This window comes from Pseudomonas sp. NPDC088429, assembly GCF_044753305.1.
Classification (GTDB): Bacteria; Pseudomonadota; Gammaproteobacteria; order Pseudomonadales; family Pseudomonadaceae; genus Aquipseudomonas; species Aquipseudomonas rustica.
On the sequence record NZ_JBIVMX010000086.1, the window covers coordinates 1 to 19,147 of the forward strand.

The following is a 19,147-nucleotide window of genomic DNA, read 5'->3' on the forward strand; positions in this document are numbered from 1 at the left end:
TGAAAGGGGCGCCAAACGCGTTTCAAGCCTGTAAAGGTGTAAACGATGTCCCCGGTCTAATTTGTAAAGGATGTACCGGTCTCTACAGTGAGGGTGCTTTTGACCTTCAACCTTCCGTCACTTCCCCTAAATTTCCCTTGCTCGCCCGAACCCGTTTCGGTTATCACTTTGTACATGATTAGACAGGTACGATTTGACAAGAAACAACGGGTGGTCGACGAGCTCGTCCGGCGCATCGAAAGCGGCCTCATGGAGGATGGCTTTCTGTTGCCCGGCGAGCATCAGTTGGCTCAAGAATTCAAAGTCAGCCGTGGCACGCTGCGCGAAGCGCTGGCCGAACTGAAGCGGCGTAAATATATCGCCACACAAAGCGGGGTCGGTTCGATCGTCACCTTCGACGGTGTCGCCCTCGACCAGCGCAGCGGTTGGGCGCAGGCGCTGGCCGACAGCGGCGCGATGATCAACACCGAAGTGTTGCGTCTGGAAGCCGTGACCCGGCCCGATCTGCTCGCGCGTTTTGGCACTGACCAATTCATCACCCTCGACCGTCGTCGCCGTTCCACTGAAGGCACGCTGGTGTCCCTTGAACGTTCTTTGATGCCGGCCACCGGCGGCCTGGAAAGCCTGCCGCGCGTCGGTCTGATCGACAATTCCCTGACCATCACCCTGGCGGCCTACGGCTACGTCGGCGAGCGCGGCGATCAATGGATCGGCGCCGAACCGCTGAATGCCGTCGACGCTGAACTGCTCGGGCGCGCGGAAGGCACGGTGTTCCTCAAGGCCCTGCGCACCACCTACGATCGGCAGAACCGTTTTATGGAACTGGTCGAAAGCCTGCTCGACCCGGTGCATTTCCGTCTGCACCTGCAATTTGGAGAATCGAAATGACCCCGCTCAACCGTGCCCTCGGCGCTTTCTATGGCCTGGCCCTCGGCGACGCGCTGGGCATGCCGACGCAATCGCTGAACCGCGAAACCATCGAGGCGCGCTTCGGCCAGATCACCGATCTGCAAGATGCCGGGCCGCTGCAACCGATCGCCGCGAACATGCCTAAAGGCTCGATCACTGATGACACCGAACAGGCGATTCTGGTCGGCGAATTGTTGGTCGAAGGCAATGGCCACATCGAACCGGCCATCCTCGCGCAACGCCTGATCGAGTGGGAAGCCGCGATGCAGGCCAAGGGCTCGCAGGACTTGCTCGGCCCGTCGACCAAACGCGCTATCGAAATGATCCTCGCCGGCCACTCGCCGGAAGAGGCCGGGCGTTACGGCACCACCAATGGTGCAGCGATGCGCATTACACCGGTCGGCATCGCGGCGGATGTCGCCAATCCTGAGCGTTTTATTGGCGCCGTGGTGCAGGCCTGCCAGGTCACTCACAACACCACGCTGGGGATTTCCAGTGCGGCGGCGGTGGCGGCGGTGGTGTCTGCGGGTATCAACGGCATGGATCTGGGCGAGGCGTTGAACCTCGGTCAGCAAATCGCTCAGCAAGCGGAAGCGCATGGTCACTGGGTTGCCGGTGGGCGTATCGCTTCGCGGATCAGTTGGGCGCGCAGCATCAGCGTCGACAGCGACAACGCGTTGCTCGCCGATCTGCTCTACGACGTGATCGGTACATCGGTGGCGTCGCAGGAATCGGTGGTGGTCTCGTTCGCGCTGGCGCAGCAAGTGGCCGTCGGTGAGATGAGCGCGTTTGATGCGCTGTGCATGGCCGCCAGTCTCGGTGGCGACACCGACACCATCGCGGCGATTCTTGGGGCGATGCTTGGGGCCTGCCTGGGTCTTGAGAGTTGGCCTGTCGAGATGATTGATACGGTGAAGACCGTCAATCATTTGGAGCTAGAGCCGTTGGTGCAGGGGCTGTTGGCTTTGCGCTGACAGGGCTGACGCTTTCGCGGGCAAGCCTTGCTCCTACAAGTGGCTTATCGCGGCTTTTGTAGGAGCAAGGCTTGCCCGCGAAGGCCACACCGCAAATTTCGAATATTTAACCCGCAATGGATCGCGCAGACAGGCCCGGGACGGCCGCGATGTCTTGTCATTCTGAGTCATTGCCACAACCACAAAAAAGGCAAACAGGAGCATTTTTCATGAGTTCATCAAACGCCGGGCAAAGCGCCGGGCAACTGGAAACCCGCGGCATCGAGCCGGTGCCGGAAGCCGAGTGCAACGGTCATCCGCTGCAACTGTTCTGGGTCTGGTTCGCCGCCAACATTTCCATCCTCGGTCTGCCGCTGGGCGCCACGCTGGTCGCGTTTCGCGGGTTGGCGATCTGGCAAGCCATCATCGTCGCAATCATCGGTGCTGCCGGCTCGTTTGCCGTGGTCGGGATCATCTCGATTGCCGGTCGCCGTGGCCGTGCGCCGAGCCTGACCCTGTCACGCGCAATCTTCGGCGTGCGCGGCAATATCGGCCCGACGCTGGTCTCGCTGATGTCGCGTCTGGGCTGGGAAACGGTCAACACCACCACCGCGGCATTCGTGCTGCTGTCGCTGTGCTCAATCCTCTTCGGCTCGCCGGTTGAAGCGAAAAGCGCTCCGGTACTGACGCTGATTTTCATCGCCATTTTCGTCCTGCTGACCTTGTCGGTTTCCGGCCTCGGTCACGCGACGTTGCTGGTGATTCAGAAGTGGGCGACCTACGTGTTCGGCGCGCTGAACATTCTCGTCGGCGGCTTCCTCTGCGCCACCATCGACTGGAGCGCGGTGTTCAACGCCACGCCGGCACCGATGAGCGCAATGATCATCGGCATCGGCACCATGGCTGCCGGCACCGGCATCGGTTGGGCCAACGCCGGCGCTGACATGTCGCGCTATCAACATCGCAGCGTCAAAGCCGTACGCTTGGTCGCGTCGGCAGCATTCGGCGCAGGCATTCCGCTGGTGTTGTTGATCACCCTCGGCGGCTTGCTCTCGGTGGGCAACAACGACCTGGCTTCGGCGACTGACCCGATCGTGGCGATCCGCGACATGCTGCCAACCTGGATGGCCGTGCCTTACCTGATCACCGCATTCGGTGGCCTGCTGCTGTCGAACAACCTGTCGGTGTACTCCGCCGGTTTGACCACGCTGACCCTCGGTCTGAAGGTCAAGCGCGTCTACGCCGTGGTGGTCGATATCGTTGCGATTTTCGCCGGTTCGATTTACTTCATGCTGATCGCTGACAGCTTCTACGGCCCGTTCATCACCTTCATCTCCTTGCTGGCAGTGCCGATCACCGCGTGGGTCGGGATCTTCATCGTTGACCTGATTCACCGTCACTACTACAGCCCGACAGACTTGCTCGACGTCAGCCCGCGCAGCGCCTACTGGTACAACGGCGGCATCGAGTGGCGTGCGTTCGGCGCGTGGGCGATTGCCATCGTGCTTGGCTTCAGCTTCACCACCATTGGCACCACCGCTGAAAATGTCTGGTTCAAGGGCTTCCTGTCCGACTCGTGGCTGGGCCACAACGGCCTCGGCTGGATCGTGACCTTCGTGGTCGCCGGTGGCATTTACTTCGTCCTCGGCGGGGCGAAAGATCGCCGCGCCGCGCCAACCGAGAATGCTCATGCCTAAGATGCTGCACACCGGCCAGGTCATCATCGACCTGGTCATGGCCGTGGATAAACTGCCGCAGATTGGCGGTGATGTGCTCGCGCAGTCGGCTGGTTTCGAAGCCGGTGGCGGCTTCAACGTAATGGCGGCGGCGGTGCGTAATGGCTTGCCGGTGGTGTACCTCGGTCGCCATGGCACCGGGCGTTTCGGTGATTTGGCGCGTGATGCGATGACTGTCGAAGGCATTCATATCGGCATCAAAGAACGTGCGCCCCGCGACACCGGTTTGTGTGTGGCGCTGACTGATGCCTCGGCTGAGCGCAGTTTCATTTCCTACATCGGCGCTGAGGGTGAAGTGACCGAGGACGATCTGAATAGCGTTGCCGCCGAGGCGGGCGATTACGTTTATCTCAGCGGTTACAGCTTGCTTCACGAAGGCAAGGCGCAGGCGTTGCTCGACTGGACGCTGGCGTTGCCGGGCTCGGTCAACGTGGTCTTCGATCCGGGCCCGCTGGTGGAATCGCCGGATTCGCCGATGATGCAGGCGCTGCTGCCACGCATTGATGTGTGGACGAGCAACAGCGTTGAAGCGCTGCGGTTTACCGGTGCTGAAGACATTGCGCTGGCGCTGGATCGGCTGGCTGAGCATCTGCCCAAAGAGGTGTTGATGGTCGTGCGCGACGGGCCGCAGGGTTGCTGGATTCATCAGGCTGATGAGCGTCGGCATGTGCCGGGGTTTACTGTGAAAGCGGTGGACAGCAATGGCGCTGGCGATGCGCATGCCGGGGTGTTTGTTGCCGGGTTGGCGCAGGGTTTGAGTGCGCATGAAGCGGCGCGGCGGGCGAATGCGGCGGCGGCCATTGCGGTGACCCGCTGGGGGCCGGCGACCTCGCCGGGGGCGGCTGAGGTGGATGCGTTTATCCGCGAGTCCGGCGGCGCTTGATAGATAGCTTTCGCGAGCAAGCCCGCTCCCACATTGGATCTGTGTCGCACCTAAATCCCCTGTAGGAGCTGCCGCAGGCTGCGATCTTTTGATCTTCAAAATCAAAAGATCGCAGCCTGCGGCAGCTCCTACAGGGGGATGTGTCAACTGGCCTCGCGCAGCGCCTCGATCAACTGCTGCTTACGCATCGAAGACCGCCCCGGAATTTTCTTGGCCCGGGCCTCCTTCATCAAACTATCAACCGTCTGCGCATCCCGCGAAGCCGTGCTGTTACGCGAATGTCCCTCGCGACTGGCCACTGCGCGTCGCGACGACTCTTTGCGATCTTCAGACTTGGCACTCGCCGGTTTCTTGCGCCCGGAACCGCCGGCCTTGTCGCCGCCGCCCGATTGTTTGTTCACCGTCGCCCAGGCTCGCGCTTCGGCTTCATCCTTCGGCACGCCCTTATTTTCGTAGCTGTCTTCGATGTGCTCGGCTTTGCGCTTTTGCTCGGCGGTGTATTTTTCTTTGCTTCCACGAGGCATGGGATTTCTCCTTGCATCCGTAGATGAATTGCCATGTAGGAGCTGCCGAAGGCTGCGATCTGTTGATCTTGAAAATCAAAAGATCGCAGCCTGCGGCAGCTCCTACATAATTTACGATCACACGATCACACGATCACACGATCACACGATCACACGATCACACGATCACACGATCACATTGCTCAGCTATCGAGCTTACGCGCCGCTTCAACCCCGGCCGCGCTGAGCTTGATCGGCAGGTTCAGCGAATGTTCGCCGGCTTCGTTGCAGGTCACATGGCCGTGGTGAATCAGTCCGCGATCCTGCAAAGCGGCGAGGGCGCCGGCCACGACTTTCTCGCCCCGGTAATTGTCCAGCACCTCCTTGCCAAGACCACTCGGGTGGGCGTGCAGCAGGCGGGTGAGGACTTCTTTTTCCAGGTTTTTATCGACGTTCATGGTTACCTCTTCATTGGATTGAATAGGACGCTCGCGTCGGCGAACTACTGACCGGAGCCTTCGGAACCGGAACCACCCGTGGTGGATTTGGAGCCGACGCCGGGGCCCGCGTTGTCGGGCATGCCGGGGGCGTCGGGGGTGTTCATGCCGCCCTGACGACCCGGGTCACTGCCCTGCGTGCGCGGATCAGTGCCGGTGGCCGGCGGCTGATTGATCAACGGCACGCCCGAACCATCGGTGTTCATGCCGGGAGCACTGTTGATGGCGGGGGCGCGAGGCGGGGTCGGGTCGGTAGGGCCGGTGCCTGCCGCAGTGGCGGATGCGGCGAACACCGCAGGGCAGAGCAGGGCGCTGAATACGAAAGCGGTCAACCTTGACGAGATCATAGGGCTTCTCCAGTGATTGGAATCCTTACCTGTCGTTGGTCTGCCCTGTGATCCGATTGGTGCCTGATGAACGACGAACGGTCTAAATCGCCTCCACCGTTTTTACGTTGAGTCGGCGCCAGAGCAGACGGCCCAAGGTGATAAGCCAGTTGATCAAAGCCACCGCCAATACCGTGAGCAACAACGTCGCCATGCCGTGTTCAACGATGATTTTCCCGGCCAGCAATGGAAAGCCAAACACGCCGATAAAATACGAAAGGCTGAACAGCAGCAGCGCTTGTGAAGTGGTACCCGTCGGTGCTTCGTTCGCCGCGAGTCCGTTGATCACCGAATAGGTCAGGCCATATCCAACGCCAAGCATCAGCGCCGCCAGCAGATAGGTGAATCCGCTGTGCACACCAAACGCGAACAGCACGATCGAGCCAAGCATCAGCCCCGATAACAGACACGAAGCGCGCAGCGGATCACGCTTGACCACGTAACCAGCGATCAACATCCGGCTGCTGATCGCTGCGCTCATGAAACCGAGGAAGAACAGCGAATAATCCAGCGAGCGCGCCGCCGCATAACTGGTCTGAAAACTCGACAGCCCGCCGAACACACAGCCGCCGAGCCCGACCATGATGATCGGAAACACGGCGCGCGAGCTGAGCACTTGGCGGGTCGCTTGCCAACTGATTCTCGCGGCAGAGGTGGCTTGCGTGCTTTTCAATCGAGCGCCGAGACGCCAGAACAGCAGCACGCCGATCAGGCTCGCCAATGCCGCCAGATAAAACGCCGACGTCACCGGCAACCCCAGCGCACTGGCTGCGCGCCCGAGTAACGGGCCGCTGCCGATGCCGGTCATCATGCTGCCGGACAGCAACGCGAAGTACTTGGCCCGCTGCGCCGGAGTTACCAGACTGGCAACAATAATCGGCCCCAACGTGTAAAAAACACCCCAGCCCAACCCCAGCAGCAAACCGAAAAACAGCAGCAGATGCCCGAACCCCGGCGTCATCGCAAAACCCAGGCTCGCCGCTACCAGCAACAACCCGAACAGCGCAATCGACCGCGCCGCACCGAGCATGTCCGACAAATGCCCGGACACCAGCACCGCGACAAACGTACTGAGCATCGCCGCCGAAATTACGCTGCCGGCATCGTGTTCATTACCGCCGCGTGAACCGATCAACAGCGACAGCAAAAACGTCGAGCCATACGACAGCGACAACAGATAACTGGCGAGGCAGAACAGGCCGAACAACTTGCCTGACACCTGGGGTGTTGCTTGCGACATGACGCGGTTCCTTGACCGGGAAAATTGAGCGTCATCTGTTTAACACGTCGGGCCTGTGGGTTAGGTGCGCGGTTGGCGAAGTCAGGTTCAGCACAGGCCGGAGTAACCATTCAGACGATGCCGATTTCTTCCATCAGTTGCTCCATAAAACCCTTCAGACGCTCATGACGTATCTGCGCCAGACGCTGGCCGGCGACAGTCTGGAAACCGTCGGCGAGGTGCAGCAGTTTGGTCTGGAAGTGGTCGAGGCAGAAACGCTTGTCGTCGTAATCGCGATGTTTCGCCTGCGGATCTTGCGGGTCGTACAGCGCCGACCCCATGCGCCCGGCGATATAAAACGTGCGGGCGACGCCGAGCATGCCCAGCGAGTCGAGGCGGTCAGCGTCCTGGACGATCTTCGCTTCGAGGGTGAGCGGGGTGATGTTGGCGGAGAAGCTGTGGGCTTCGATGGCGTGGCCGACGCTGGCGATTTTATCGCTGGGCCAGTTCAGTTCGGCGAGCACTGACGACGCTTTTTCTGCGGCCAGACGCGAGGCTTGTGAACGCAGCGGCGAGTTCTTTTCGACGGCCACGCAATCGTGCAGCAGCACGGCCGCGAGCAAGACCTCGAGATCGCCACCTTCTTCCTCATGCAACGTGCGCACGTTGTGCCAGACCCGCTGCAAATGCGCGAGGTCGTGCGCGCCGTCGTCGGGTATTTCCAGAGCGTGGGGCAGTAACTCTGCGGCGAGATCGATTAAAGGAGTAAAAGCTGTAGCTGACATAGACATCCTGTTCATGGTCTCAGTAAACCCTGTGGCGAGGGAGCTTGCTCCCGCTCGGCTGCGAAGCAGTCGTAACCCGGCAACCCCGGTCAACCTGACCCACCACATTGACCGTATTTGGGGCTGCTGCGCAACCCAGCGGGAGCAAGCTCCCTCGCCACAAAAGCAACACAGCCTTAGTATGGCGTTTTCCTTTTCCGACAAGGCCCGTCCATGACGATCGAAATCCGCCCGGCGACCCCCAGCGATGCCCCGCAAATCCTCGCCTTCATCACTGAACTCGCCGATTTCGAAAAGGCCCGCCACGAAGTCATCGCCAGCGTCGCCGACATCGAACGCAGCCTGTTCGGCGAAGGCGCCACCGCCCACGGCCTGATCTGCCTGCGCGACGGCTTGCCGATCGGTTTCGCCGTGTTCTTCTTCAGCTACTCGACCTGGCTCGGCAGCAACTGCCTGTACCTCGAAGACCTCTACATCACCCCCGAACAACGCGGCGGCGGCGCCGGCAAAACCCTGCTGCGCCACTTGGCAAAAATCGCCTGCGACAACGACTGCGGCCGTTTCGAATGGAGCGTCCTCGACTGGAACACGCCAGCGATCGACTTCTACAAATCCTTGGGCGCACAACCGCAGGAAGAGTGGGTGAGGTATCGCATGGACGGCAAGGTATTGCGTGAGTTTGCTGAAGGGCAATGAATACGCGGTTTTTTGATTGTCGGCGGTTCATTGCTCGCATTTTACAGGAGCGCAAAGTGCCTAGATTACTGTTGCTGCTGGTCTTTTTGGCGTGCACGTCCTGTGCGATGAATCACGGCAAACCGATCGCGAAAATCACCTACTCAGGTGTGGAGCGTTATCAGGACACCCGGATTTATCAGGTCAGCTTCAAATCCGATGTCGACGTGCTCGACCTGTTCAAGTCGAGGATCAGTCAGACACTGCTGTGTTCTTTGAATGGGGATACGGATTTTTCGGTGGCTCATCGCATCGATCAATATGCCGAGGGGATGATTGAGCGCAAGTCATCGGCCAACGAGTTCAAAGCTGATCTGCTCTTCAGCCAAGTCAAAGACGCCAGCAGTGACAGCGTGATGAGCAGCGATCAGATGAAAGCGGTGTTGCAGCAGAAAAAAACGATTGTCTGCAAGGTTCGAGTCAACGCGTATTCGTACAAGACCTATTTTTCCGAATCGATGGAAATACCTTCGGCGGACCTGTTGAGAGAAGTCGGCAACTATTGATTCCGGCGACGCAAGCGGTTGAACAAAATGGCGCGATACCTGACTGGATCGCGCCTTTTTGTTGCCTGCACTTCTTTAAATTTATTCCCATAATATGGGATGCAAAATTACATATTGAGATTTTGTTCTCGGAGGGGCTATAGTCCATCGCACTCACTGCCAAAAACAAAACAGGTGAAGCGATGCTGGCGCAATTGATCGCGCTCGATTGGGGGACGACCTCATTACGTGCTTACAAACTCGCGGCGGACGGTGTGGTGCTGGAGCAGCGCGCGCTGTCGTCCGGGATCATGCAGTTGCCCAAGACCCCGCGAATCATCAACGGTCGCGAATGCGCCGATGGTTTTGAATTGGCTTTCGATGAAGCCTGCGGCGACTGGCTCGATGCGCAGCCGGATCTGCCGGTGATTGCTTGCGGCATGGTCGGCAGTGCGCAGGGCTGGCGTGAAGCAGCCTACTGCGAGACGCCGGCGAACGTCGCCAATCTCGGAAACTCCCTACAAACAGTTGTCAGTCTGCGCGGCACCGTCGTGCATATCGTGCCGGGCGTGATTCAGCGCTCGCGTTTGCCGAACGTGATGCGCGGCGAAGAAACCCAAGTGCTGGGTGTTCTGCAGAATCTGCCGGTCGAGGCGGGCGCTGATCTGTTGATCGGTCTGCCGGGCAGTCATTCGAAGTGGGTCGACGTGGTCGATGGCTGCATCACCCGTTTCGACACGTTCATGACCGGCGAAGTGTTCGCCGTGCTCAGCGAACACAGCATCCTTGGCCGCACCCAGCAAGTCAGCGCGACGTTCGATGCTCAGGCATTTGACCGTGGTGTGCAGATTGCGCAGTCGGCGGACGGCGAACTCGGCGTGCTGTCGACCTTGTTCAGTGCCCGCACGCTGGGCCTGACCGGTGAACTGAGCCCCACGGCGCAGGCGGATTATCTGTCCGGCCTGATGATCGGCCATGAATTGGCCGCACTGGCCAGCGCTCAACGCCGACGCCGCAACAACCCGAATCTTCCTTCGATCATCCTCATCGGCAACGCGCAACTGTGCGCGCGCTACCGCCGTGCCCTCGACGCCTGTGGTTTCACCAAGGTGACGCTGGCCGAGCAGGCCACCGAGCGTGGTTTGTGGCAACTGGCGCTGGCCGCCGGACTGATCGATTCCTCATCCCGTTAACCCTGACTGGAGGCCTGACATGCTCAAGCAAGCATTGGCGCAAAACGGTCTGATCGCGATTCTGCGTGGCCTGCACCCGCAGGAAGCCGCCGCTGTCGGAGAAGTCCTGTATGCCGCCGGATTTCGCGTCATCGAAGTACCGCTAAATTCCCCATCGCCGTACGAAAGTATCCGCATCCTGCGCAAGACCTTGCCCGCCGATTGCCTGATCGGTGCCGGCACAGTGTTGACGCCGGAGCAGGTCGAGTTGGTGAAAGAGGCCGGCGGCCAAGTGATCGTCATGCCGCACAGCGATGCCAAGGTGTTGCGCGCGGCGAAAGCGGCGGGGCTGTTTCTGTCGCCGGGTGTTGCCACGCCGACCGAAGCGTTTGCGGCGCTGGCGGAGGGCGCGGACATTCTCAAGCTGTTCCCGGCCGAGCAGATGGGTCCGGCAGTCGTCAAAGCCTGGCTTGCGGTGTTGCCGTCCGGGACGGTGCTGGCGCCGGTTGGCGGCATCACGCCGGACAACATGCAGGCGTTTATCGACGCTGGCGTGAAAGGTTTCGGCCTCGGTTCCGGCCTGTTCAAACCGGGCATGACCCCGGAGCAAGTGGCGGTGAATGCCAAGGCCTACGTGGCCGCGTGGAAGGCCCTTCGCTAAGTATTCTGGCGCTGCGTGCGCTATCCAGATAAGAGCTGCATTTACAAAAAGAGAGCAGAGATGAAAATCACCAAACTCACGACCTTCATCGTTCCGCCGCGCTGGTGCTTCCTCAAGATCGAAACCGACGAGGGCGTGACCGGTTGGGGCGAGCCTGTGGTTGAAGGGCGCGCGCACACCGTTGCCGCGGCTGTCGAAGAATTGTCCGACTACCTGATCGGTAAAGACCCGCGCAACATCGAAGACATCTGGACGGTGCTGTATCGCGGCGGTTTCTACCGTGGCGGCGCGATCCACATGAGTGCGCTGGCCGGCATCGATCAGGCGCTGTGGGACATCAAAGGCAAGGCCCTCGGCGTGTCGGTGAGTGATCTGCTCGGCGGCCAGGTGCGCGACAAGATTCGTGTGTATTCGTGGATCGGCGGCGACCGTCCGGCCGACACCGCGCGTGCGGCGAAAGAGGCGGTGAGCCGTGGTTTCACTGCGGTGAAAATGAACGGCACCGAAGAGCTGCAATTCCTCGACTCCTTCGAGAAAGTCGATCTGGCACTGGCCAACGTTGCCGCCGTGCGTGACGCGGTCGGGCCGAACGTCGGTATCGGCGTCGACTTCCATGGCCGCGTGCACAAGCCGATGGCCAAGGTGCTGATGAAGGAACTCGATCCATACAAACTGATGTTTATCGAAGAACCGGTGCTCAGCGAAAACTACGAAGCGCTGAAAGAACTGGCGCCGTTGACCAGCACACCGATTGCCCTCGGAGAGCGCTTGTTCTCGCGTTGGGACTTTAAACGCGTGTTGAGCGAAGGTTACGTCGACATCATCCAGCCGGACGCTTCCCACGCCGGTGGCATCACCGAAACCCGCAAGATCGCCAACATGGCCGAAGCCTACGACGTCGCGCTGGCGCTGCATTGCCCGCTGGGGCCGATTGCGCTGGCAGCGTGTCTGCAACTGGACGCGGTTTGTTACAACGCGTTTATCCAGGAGCAAAGCCTGGGCATCCATTACAACGAGAGCAATGATTTGCTCGACTATGTGAAGGATCCGCGGGTGTTCGATTACGACAAAGGCTTCGTGAAGATTCCGAACGGGCCGGGGTTGGGCATCGAGATCAACGAGGAATACGTGATCGAGCGCGCGGCGGTTGGGCATCGTTGGCGCAACCCGATCTGGCGCCATGCCGATGGCAGCTTTGCCGAGTGGTGAGTCGTCCCTGACTCACCCGATGGGATCGTTCCCACGCTCTGCGTGGGAACGCCTCAATGGGCGCTCTGCGTCCGCTTTTGGGACGCGGAGCGTCCCGGGCTGCATTCCCACGCAGAGCGTGGGAACGATCAGGCCTCAGGCCGACCTCAATAAACATAAAAAGAGGCTCTCCCCATGCAACCGCAAACCCTCACCGGGCAGGCGTCTTTAGTCGCGCCCAGCCGCAAGCGGTTTTTCATCATGGTGTTGCTGTTTATCACCGTGGTCATCAACTACCTCGACCGCAGCAACCTGTCGATTGCTGCGCCGGCGCTGACCAGTGATCTGGGCATCGACCCGATCCACGTCGGCCTGATCTTCTCCGCGTTCGGCTGGACCTACGCTGCCATGCAGATCCCCGGCGGCTGGCTGGTCGATCGCGTGCCGCCGCGCATTCTCTATAGCGTCGCTTTGCTGTTGTGGTCGATCGCCACGGTGATGCTCGGTTTCGCCGCCAGTTTCATCGCGCTGTTCGTGCTGCGCATGGCCGTCGGTGCACTGGAAGCACCGGCCTATCCCATCAACAGTCGCGTTGTAACAACCTGGTTCCCCGAGCGTGAACGCGCCACGGCCATCGGTTTCTACACCTCCGGGCAGTTCGTTGGTCTGGCATTTCTGACCCCGGTTCTGGCCTGGCTGCAACACGAATTCGGCTGGCACATGGTGTTCGTCGCGACCGGCGCTGTCGGCATTATTTGGGCGGCGATCTGGTACGCGGTGTATCGCGAGCCACGGGATTTTAAAGGCGCCAACGATGCCGAAATCGACCTGATCCGCGAGGGCGGTGGTCTGGTTGATATTCAAAAAGAATCGGCCAAGGTCAAAGCCAAATTCAGATGGACCGATCTCGGTATCGTTCTGACCAAACGCAAATTGTGGGGCATCTACCTCGGCCAGTTCTGCCTGAACTCGACGCTGTGGTTTTTCCTGACGTGGTTCCCGACGTACCTGGTGAAATATCGCGGTATGGACTTCATCAAGTCCGGCCTGCTCGCGTCGCTGCCGTTTCTTGCCGCGTTCGTTGGCGTGTTGTGCTCGGGGTTCTTTTCCGACTTCTTGATCCGTCGCGGCTACACCGTCGGCTTTGCGCGCAAGTTGCCGATCATTGGCGGGCTGCTGATTTCCACCTCGATCATCGGCGCCAATTTCGTTGAGTCGACGCCGCTGGTGATTGCCTTTCTGGCGCTGGCGTTCTTCGGTAATGGCCTGGCCTCGATCACTTGGTCGCTGGTCTCGACACTTGCGCCGGCTCGCTTGCTCGGCCTGACCGGCGGGGTGTTCAACTTCATCGGCAACCTCTCGGCGATCACCACGCCGATCGTGATCGGCTTCCTCGCCAGCGGCGATTCGTTCGCGCCGGCGATCACTTATATCGCGGTGCTCGCATTGATCGGTGCTTTGTCCTACGTGCTGCTGGTCGGCAAGGTCGAGCGTATCGAGTTGTAGTGGTCTGCGTCGGGCGACCATAATGCCGCCCGTTCCCTCGCTCAACGGTAAAGGCTGGATATGCAGGAAGACGCTCCGGAAAAAACCAAGGACGCCGCGCCCACCGGCACCCAGACGCTGTTGCGCGGCCTCGGTGTGGTGCAAGCGGTGGCCAGTGGCGCCCGTGATCTCAAGGAAATTGCCCGGCTGATCGGCACCACACGCAGCACCACTCATCGTCTGGCCAGTTGCCTGGTTGATGAGCGTTACCTGCGCGTGGTGCCGCAAGTCGGTTATCTGCTCGGGCCGAAGCTGATCGAACTGGGTTTTCAGGCGCGCGAAGAGTTGCCGCTGGTGAGCCTGGCCGGGCCGTATCTGGACGAGTTGTCGGCGCTGACCGGCGACACCGTGCACTTGGGCATTCGTGAAGGTGATGAAGTGCTGTATCTGCTGAAGAACCCGGGGCGCAATGGCCCGGAAATGCGTTCGCGGGTCGGCCATCGCATGCCGTTGGCGCGCACCGGGATTGGCAAGGCGTTGATGCTCGATGACTCGCCGAAAGATTGGCAGCGGCTGTACGACATCAGTCTGCCGGCGGGTGGGAAAAGTCAGTTCTGGCCGCAGCATCCCCAGCAGTCGTGGGAACAGCTTGAGCAGCGCATGACCGAGTACGTCGCCGGTGGCTACGCTTTCGATCTGGAAGACAACGAACCGTCGATCCGCTGCGTGGCGGCGCCGATTCGCGATGCGAGCAAGGGCATCGTGGCGGCGATCAGTATCGCCAGCACTGTGCCGTACATGCCGCTGGAAAAAATGGCCGAGCTGATTCCCCTGATCAAAGGGGTCACAGCCCGGCTCTCGGCGGAGCTTGGCTTGAAGGTTTAAGCGGGTTTAAACCTTGAGCGTCGCCATGTCGATGACGAAACGGTACTTCACGTCGCCGGCGATCATGCGCGCGTAAGCCTCGTTGATCTGGCGAATGTCGAGCATTTCAATGTCGCAGGTGATGTTGTGCTCGGCGCAGAAATCCAGCACTTCCTGGGTTTCGGCGACGCCACCGATCAGCGAACCGGCCAGGATTCGGCGACCCAATACCAGTTTGGCGGCATGCACGGGCGGATCGATCGGTTCGATCAGGCCAACCAGAATGTGCACGCCGTCGAAGCGCAGGGTGTCGAGGTACGGGTTGAGATCGTGCTGCACCGGAATGGTATCGAGCAGGAAGTCGAAGTAACCGGCAGCCGCTTTCATCTGCTCGGCATCAGTGGAAACGATCACATGATCGGCACCCTGACGACGACCTTCTTCAGCCTTGCTCGCCGAGCGGGTGAACAGCGTCACTTCAGCGCCCATGGCCTTGGCGAACTTGATACCCATGTGGCCCAAACCGCCCATGCCGAGAATCCCGACCTTGTCGCCAGCCTTGACGCCGTAGTGCTTGAGCGGTGAGTAGGTGGTGATGCCGGCGCAAAGAATCGGCGCGGCGCTGGCCAGTGCCAGTCTTTCCGGAATGCGCACGACGAAGTGTTCGCTGACGACGATGCTGTCGGAATAACCGCCCATGGTATTGCTGCCATCAACTCGATCCGGGGTGGCGTAGGTCATGGTCGGGCCTTCGAGGCAGTATTGCTCAAGGTTCGACTGGCAGGCTTCGCAGGTGCGGCACGAGTCGACCATGCAGCCAACCCCGACCAGATCGCCTACTTTGTGCTGGGTGACATTCGCACCGATCGCGGTGACTTTTCCGACGATCTCGTGGCCGGGCATCAACGGGTAAACAGCGATGCCCCATTCATTGCGAGCCTGGTGGATGTCGGAGTGGCAGACGCCGCAGTAGAGGATCTCGATCGCGACGTCGTCGGCGCGTGGGCTGCGACGTTCGAATTTCATCGGGGCGAGGGGCGTGGAGGCCGATTGGGCGGCATAGCCGATGGCGGTGTACATGTAAAACCTCGCAAAAGCAGGAACAAGTGAGGCGGCGCATTCTGGGCGTCGACTGACAGTCCGGCCATGACGATTCCTCCGGGTCTCATGCCTAATCCTCCGGCATGCGGGTTTGATTGGCCGCAGCGGCAAAAGGATCTGCCATCATGCTTTCATCGCCTTTTTCCGCCCTATTTTCAGTGAAGAGTTTTGATGCAATTAACCCGTCATCTTGATGCCAATGCCCGGCTGGTTTCGTTGATCGAACCGCTGGCGCTGCGCGATGGTTATTCCCCGACCGGGTTGCCCGGTGTGCAAGTGTTGCGCGCCAGTTGCGACGTCGCCCGTGGCCCGCATATTTATGAACCGAGCCTGATGATCATCGCCCAGGGCAGCAAACTGGCGTTCTTGGGGCCGCGGACGATGGAATATGGCGCCGGACATTATCTGATTCAGGCGCTGCCGGTGCCGTTCGAGTGCGAGACATTTGCCTTGCCGAATGCGCCGTTGCTCGGCGTGAGCGTGGCGATTGATCGGGTGTTGCTCGGTGAACTGGTATTAGCCATGGGACTGGCCCCGGGGCGGCATATTCCGGCGCAGACACCAGAGTCGATGACCTCGGTGGTGCTCGACGATGACATGCGTGGCTGCGTCGAGCGGCTGTTGAGTTGCCTGCACGATCCGCTGGAGTGCCAGATTCTCGGGCCGGCGCGAGTGCGTGAGTTATTGTTCGTCGCGTTGCGCGGGCCGCAGGCGGATGTGTTGCGCGCGTTGGTCGAGCAGCAGGGGCAGTTTGCCCGGGTGGCGGCGTCGATCAGTCATCTGCATGCGCATTACACCGAGCCGTTGAATGTCGAGACATTGGCCGGTTGCGCGAACATGAGCGTGTCGACGTTTCATGAGCATTTCAAACGCAGCACGTTGTTGTCGCCGGTGCAGTATCTGAAGCGTTTACGCTTGTTGAAGGCGCAGACGTTGCTGGTGGCGGAGGGCTTGGGCGTGGCGCAAGTGGCGCATCGGGTCGGGTATCAGAGTACGTCGCAGTTCAGTCGCGAATATAAGCGCTACTTCGAGCGCAGCCCGGGCGACGAGCGCGCTGCCTGATTCCACGCATATCCCTCGTAGGAGCAAAGCTTGCTCGCGAAAGCGGTGTGTCAGTCAACATTGTTGATATCTGATACACCGCTTTCGCGAGCAAGCTTTGCTCCTACAGTTCGGTGGTGTTAGAGGAATTCTGGGCAACAAAAAGGCCCCCGATTCGGGAGCCTCGTTGTTCAGCGGTTCGACTTACATGTTCGGATAAGTCGGGCCGCCAGCGCCTTCCGGCGTGACCCAGGTGATGTTCTGCGAAGGATCCTTGATGTCACAGGTCTTGCAGTGCACGCAGTTCTGGGCGTTGATCTGGAAGCGCTTCTCGCCGTCTTCCTTGGTGATCACTTCATATACGCCGGCCGGGCAGTAGCGCTGCGCCGGTTCGTCGTACAGCGGCAGGTTTTTGCTGATCGGGATGCTCGGGTCTTTCAACTTCAAGTGGCAAGGCTGTTCTTCTTCGTGGTTGGTACCGGAGATGAACACCGAGCTGAGTTTGTCGAAGCTGAGTTTGCCGTCCGGCTTCGGATAGTCGATCTTCTTGCAGTCCGCCGCGAGCTTGAGGCACGCGTAGTCCGGCTTGGTGTCGTGCAGGGTGAACGGCAGTTTGCCGCCGAAGATGTTCTGATCGAGCCAGTTGAAACCGCCGCCAACGATGGCGCCGAACTTGTGGATCGCCGGGCCGAAGTTACGACTGGCGAACAGTTCGTCGTAGAGCCAGCTCTTCTTGAACGCGTCCACATAAGTGGTCAGTTCTTCAGTGCCGTCCTTCTCAGCGAACAACGCGTCAGCCACCGATTCAGCGGCGAGCATGCCCGACTTCATCGCGGTGTGGCTGCCTTTGATCTTGGCGAAGTTCAGGGTGCCGAGGTCGCAACCGATCAGCGCGCCGCCCTTGAAGACCATTTTCGGCAGCGAATTCAGGCCACCTTTGCAGATCGCACGAGCGCCGTAGCTGATGCGCTTGCCGCCTTCCAGGTACTGCGCCAGCACCGGGTGATGCTTGAGGCGCTGGAACTCGTCGAACGGCGACAGGTACGTGTTGCTGTAGGAAAGATCGACAATCAGACCGACCACCACCTGATTGTTTTCCAGGTGATAGAGGAACGAGCCACCGGTGTTCTCGGTGCCCATGATGTCCAGCGGCCAACCGGCGGTGTGGACGACCAGACCTGGTTGATGCTTGGCCGGGTCGATTTCCCAGATTTCTTTCAGGCCGATGCCGTAATGCTGAGCGTCGGCATCGCTGTCGAGGTTGTAGCGCTTGATCAGTTGCTTGCCGATGTGACCACGGCAGCCTTCGGCGAACAGCGTGTATTTGCCACGCAGTTCCATGCCCGGGGTGTACAGGCCTTCCTTCGGGTTGCCTTCGCGGTCGACGCCGAGATCACCGGTAATGATCCCGCGCACCACGCCTTGCTCGTCGATCAGCGCTTCCTGAGCGGCGAAGCCCGGGTAGATTTCTACGCCAAGGTTCTCTGCCTGTTGGGCGAGCCAGCGGCACAGGTTGCCGAGGGAGATGATGTAGTTGCCTTCGTTGTGCATGGTCTTGGGCACAAAGAGGTCTGGAATTTTTTGTGCGCTTTCGGCGTTTTTCAGCACGAAAATATCGTCGCGGGTGACTGGCGTGTTCAGCGGGGCGCCGAGTTCTTTCCAGTCCGGGAACAGTTCGTTCAGAGCGCGTGGTTCGAACACGGCGCCGGACAGGATGTGTGCGCCGACTTCGGAGCCTTTTTCGACCACGCAGACGCTGATTTCCTTACCGGCTTCGGCGGCCTTCTGCTTCAAACGGCAGGCGGCGGACAAGCCAGCGGGGCCGGCACCGACGATGACCACGTCGAATTCCATGTATTCGCGTTCCACAGGCTATCTCCTACTCAAGGCTCACAGTTTTTTTTCTAATTTGGAGGTTCGATCTCGCATCCGAATTGCCTTTACGTTAACGTCAAAGGGAATATCGGGAAACCCACCTTTCTCTCTAGGCGGCGCATTATATCTACACCACTCTCAGCGTCCAATACAAACGTTTGTTTGAATTGGCTCCAGCCCAGAGAAATCAAAGAAGCGCGGCTTATGAATGGTCATTTTGCTGTATTGACCGGAATAGGCGTTCCGGTCAAGATACGGGCGGTTTTGCGCTCGTCGTAGGCAGACTGGCGGTTTCAAGAGCACCTCTAAAGACAGGGCGTAGGCAGAAAGGGTGATGCGCAGCGCAGGTCTGGCGCGCAGTTTACACACCGCGAAGTTGAATGACTGAATGGTCACCACTGACGAACGGTCACGCACTTCGCAACGTGAAATCATCCCGAGTACAAGCCGGCGTTTTTAGAGGTGCCCTTGTAGCCCGATGAGCATCAACCGCCAGGTTCGCCTAGGCGACTTTCTTTTCACCGGAGAGTAACGAGGAATCCATGAAGGTTCTTGTAGCTGTCAAACGCGTTGTGGATTACAACGTCAAGGTTCGCGTCAAGGCGGACAATTCCGGCGTAGACATCGCCAACTTAAAGATTTCGATGAACCCGTTCTGCGAAATCGAAG

General features: G+C 59.8%; 19 protein-coding genes and 1 pseudogene. 13 read left to right on the top strand and 7 right to left on the bottom strand.

Annotated features, from left to right (window positions below; translation table 11 throughout):
• Positions 1-174 precede the first annotated feature (174 nt).
• The 4 genes from ACIP66_RS26140 (at position 175) to ACIP66_RS26155 (ending at position 4,481) form a co-directional block, all read left to right on the top strand.
• Positions 175-888, top strand: a complete 714-nt coding sequence (locus ACIP66_RS26140) for a GntR family transcriptional regulator (protein WP_400651966.1) — start codon at positions 175-177, stop codon at positions 886-888.
• The gene (locus ACIP66_RS26145) at positions 885-1,883 is read left to right on the top strand and encodes an ADP-ribosylglycohydrolase family protein (RefSeq protein ID WP_159811506.1); all 999 of its coding nucleotides are present in this window, start codon (positions 885-887) and stop codon (positions 1,881-1,883) included. The genes ACIP66_RS26140 and ACIP66_RS26145 overlap by 4 nt, the downstream gene beginning before the upstream one ends.
• Positions 1,884-2,092: 209 nt before the next feature.
• A complete protein-coding gene (locus ACIP66_RS26150; RefSeq protein ID WP_053122564.1) occupies positions 2,093-3,559 on the top strand; it encodes a cytosine permease in 1,467 nt (488 codons plus the stop codon).
• Positions 3,552-4,481, top strand: coding sequence for a PfkB family carbohydrate kinase (locus ACIP66_RS26155; RefSeq protein WP_400651968.1), 930 nt, complete (start codon positions 3,552-3,554; stop codon positions 4,479-4,481). Before ACIP66_RS26150 ends, ACIP66_RS26155 begins: the two co-directional genes overlap by 8 nt.
• A 143-nt stretch (positions 4,482-4,624) precedes the next feature.
• Here ACIP66_RS26155 and ACIP66_RS26160 read toward each other — a convergent pair whose 3' ends face one another.
• The 5 genes from ACIP66_RS26160 to ACIP66_RS26180 form a co-directional block, all read right to left on the bottom strand.
• Complete coding sequence (locus ACIP66_RS26160) at positions 4,625-5,005, bottom strand: Rho termination factor N-terminal domain-containing protein (RefSeq protein ID WP_400651970.1); 381 nt, start codon at positions 5,003-5,005, stop codon at positions 4,625-4,627.
• 182 nt (positions 5,006-5,187) lie between these two features.
• A complete protein-coding gene (locus tag ACIP66_RS26165; protein WP_053122559.1) occupies positions 5,188-5,442 on the bottom strand; it encodes a hypothetical protein in 255 nt (84 codons plus the stop codon).
• A gap of 44 nt (positions 5,443-5,486) precedes the next feature.
• Positions 5,487-5,828, bottom strand: coding sequence for a hypothetical protein (locus tag ACIP66_RS26170; RefSeq protein ID WP_053122557.1), 342 nt, complete (start codon positions 5,826-5,828; stop codon positions 5,487-5,489).
• Between the two features lie 82 nt (positions 5,829-5,910).
• Positions 5,911-7,107, bottom strand: coding sequence for an MFS transporter (locus ACIP66_RS26175; RefSeq protein WP_212548984.1), 1,197 nt, complete (start codon positions 7,105-7,107; stop codon positions 5,911-5,913).
• 110 nt (positions 7,108-7,217) lie between these two features.
• A complete protein-coding gene (locus ACIP66_RS26180; protein ID WP_400651973.1) occupies positions 7,218-7,871 on the bottom strand; it encodes an HD domain-containing protein in 654 nt (217 codons plus the stop codon).
• Positions 7,872-8,084: 213 nt separating this feature from the next.
• Between ACIP66_RS26180 and ACIP66_RS26185 the strand changes: the two genes are divergently transcribed.
• The 7 genes from ACIP66_RS26185 to ACIP66_RS26215 all read left to right on the top strand — a co-directional run bounded on the left by ACIP66_RS26185 (position 8,085) and on the right by ACIP66_RS26215 (position 14,482).
• A complete protein-coding gene (locus ACIP66_RS26185) occupies positions 8,085-8,567 on the top strand; it encodes a GNAT family N-acetyltransferase (RefSeq protein WP_159811512.1) in 483 nt (160 codons plus the stop codon).
• Positions 8,564-9,112: a hypothetical protein gene (locus tag ACIP66_RS26190; protein ID WP_400651976.1), complete on the top strand. Its 549-nt coding sequence runs from the start codon at positions 8,564-8,566 to the stop codon at positions 9,110-9,112. Before ACIP66_RS26185 ends, ACIP66_RS26190 begins: the two co-directional genes overlap by 4 nt.
• A 182-nt stretch (positions 9,113-9,294) precedes the next feature.
• Positions 9,295-10,284: a 2-dehydro-3-deoxygalactonokinase gene (locus ACIP66_RS26195; RefSeq protein WP_400651977.1), complete on the top strand. Its 990-nt coding sequence runs from the start codon at positions 9,295-9,297 to the stop codon at positions 10,282-10,284.
• A gap of 19 nt (positions 10,285-10,303) precedes the next feature.
• A complete protein-coding gene (locus ACIP66_RS26200) occupies positions 10,304-10,924 on the top strand; it encodes a 2-dehydro-3-deoxy-6-phosphogalactonate aldolase (protein ID WP_008085516.1) in 621 nt (206 codons plus the stop codon).
• Positions 10,925-10,984: 60 nt separating this feature from the next.
• The gene (gene dgoD / locus ACIP66_RS26205) at positions 10,985-12,133 is read left to right on the top strand and encodes a galactonate dehydratase (RefSeq protein ID WP_030131992.1); all 1,149 of its coding nucleotides are present in this window, start codon (positions 10,985-10,987) and stop codon (positions 12,131-12,133) included.
• A 174-nt stretch (positions 12,134-12,307) separates the two neighbouring features.
• Positions 12,308-13,618 (top strand): MFS transporter, encoded by a 1,311-nt coding sequence (locus tag ACIP66_RS26210; RefSeq protein ID WP_400651980.1) that lies wholly within the window; start codon positions 12,308-12,310, stop codon positions 13,616-13,618.
• A 60-nt stretch (positions 13,619-13,678) separates the two neighbouring features.
• Positions 13,679-14,482 carry an IclR family transcriptional regulator gene (locus ACIP66_RS26215; RefSeq protein WP_053122534.1) on the top strand — a complete coding sequence of 268 codons (804 nt, stop codon included), beginning with the start codon at positions 13,679-13,681 and terminating at the stop codon, positions 14,480-14,482.
• Between the two features lie 6 nt (positions 14,483-14,488).
• Here the strand turns inward: ACIP66_RS26215 and ACIP66_RS26220 are convergent, their stop codons facing one another.
• Positions 14,489-15,541, bottom strand: coding sequence for an NAD(P)-dependent alcohol dehydrogenase (locus tag ACIP66_RS26220; protein WP_400651982.1), 1,053 nt, complete (start codon positions 15,539-15,541; stop codon positions 14,489-14,491).
• 192 nt (positions 15,542-15,733) lie between these two features.
• Between ACIP66_RS26220 and ACIP66_RS26225 the strand changes: the two genes are divergently transcribed.
• Positions 15,734-16,624 carry an AraC family transcriptional regulator gene (locus ACIP66_RS26225; protein ID WP_053122530.1) on the top strand — a complete coding sequence of 297 codons (891 nt, stop codon included), beginning with the start codon at positions 15,734-15,736 and terminating at the stop codon, positions 16,622-16,624.
• A 183-nt stretch (positions 16,625-16,807) separates the two neighbouring features.
• Here ACIP66_RS26225 and ACIP66_RS26230 read toward each other — a convergent pair whose 3' ends face one another.
• Positions 16,808-18,472: an electron transfer flavoprotein-ubiquinone oxidoreductase gene (locus ACIP66_RS26230; RefSeq protein ID WP_008085524.1), complete on the bottom strand. Its 1,665-nt coding sequence runs from the start codon at positions 18,470-18,472 to the stop codon at positions 16,808-16,810.
• A 548-nt stretch (positions 18,473-19,020) separates the two neighbouring features.
• On the opposite strand from ACIP66_RS26230, the pseudogene ACIP66_RS26235 reads away from it, so the two are divergent.
• Positions 19,021-19,147 (top strand): annotated as a pseudogene (locus ACIP66_RS26235) (electron transfer flavoprotein subunit beta/FixA family protein); the annotation flags it as partial.

Bases quoted from the DNA above. Each gene is read 5' to 3' on its own strand.
- ACIP66_RS26155 (WP_400651968.1), top strand. From the start codon at position 3,552: ATGCCTAAGATGCTGCACACCGGCCAGGTCATCATCGACCTGGTCATG.
- ACIP66_RS26220 (WP_400651982.1), bottom strand. From the start codon at position 15,541: ATGTACACCGCCATCGGCTATGCCGCCCAATCGGCCTCCACGCCCCTC.
- ACIP66_RS26145 (WP_159811506.1), top strand. From the start codon at position 885: ATGACCCCGCTCAACCGTGCCCTCGGCGCTTTCTATGGCCTGGCCCTC.
- ACIP66_RS26150 (WP_053122564.1), top strand. From the start codon at position 2,093: ATGAGTTCATCAAACGCCGGGCAAAGCGCCGGGCAACTGGAAACCCGC.
- ACIP66_RS26200 (WP_008085516.1), top strand. From the start codon at position 10,304: ATGCTCAAGCAAGCATTGGCGCAAAACGGTCTGATCGCGATTCTGCGT.
- ACIP66_RS26215 (WP_053122534.1), top strand. From the start codon at position 13,679: ATGCAGGAAGACGCTCCGGAAAAAACCAAGGACGCCGCGCCCACCGGC.
- ACIP66_RS26210 (WP_400651980.1), top strand. From the start codon at position 12,308: ATGCAACCGCAAACCCTCACCGGGCAGGCGTCTTTAGTCGCGCCCAGC.
- dgoD (WP_030131992.1), top strand. From the start codon at position 10,985: ATGAAAATCACCAAACTCACGACCTTCATCGTTCCGCCGCGCTGGTGC.
- ACIP66_RS26140 (WP_400651966.1), top strand. From the start codon at position 175: ATGATTAGACAGGTACGATTTGACAAGAAACAACGGGTGGTCGACGAG.
- ACIP66_RS26170 (WP_053122557.1), bottom strand. From the start codon at position 5,828: ATGATCTCGTCAAGGTTGACCGCTTTCGTATTCAGCGCCCTGCTCTGC.
- ACIP66_RS26190 (WP_400651976.1), top strand. From the start codon at position 8,564: ATGAATACGCGGTTTTTTGATTGTCGGCGGTTCATTGCTCGCATTTTA.
- ACIP66_RS26185 (WP_159811512.1), top strand. From the start codon at position 8,085: ATGACGATCGAAATCCGCCCGGCGACCCCCAGCGATGCCCCGCAAATC.
- ACIP66_RS26165 (WP_053122559.1), bottom strand. From the start codon at position 5,442: ATGAACGTCGATAAAAACCTGGAAAAAGAAGTCCTCACCCGCCTGCTG.
- ACIP66_RS26160 (WP_400651970.1), bottom strand. From the start codon at position 5,005: ATGCCTCGTGGAAGCAAAGAAAAATACACCGCCGAGCAAAAGCGCAAA.
- ACIP66_RS26180 (WP_400651973.1), bottom strand. From the start codon at position 7,871: ATGTCAGCTACAGCTTTTACTCCTTTAATCGATCTCGCCGCAGAGTTA.
- ACIP66_RS26175 (WP_212548984.1), bottom strand. From the start codon at position 7,107: ATGTCGCAAGCAACACCCCAGGTGTCAGGCAAGTTGTTCGGCCTGTTC.
- ACIP66_RS26195 (WP_400651977.1), top strand. From the start codon at position 9,295: ATGCTGGCGCAATTGATCGCGCTCGATTGGGGGACGACCTCATTACGT.
- ACIP66_RS26225 (WP_053122530.1), top strand. From the start codon at position 15,734: ATGCAATTAACCCGTCATCTTGATGCCAATGCCCGGCTGGTTTCGTTG.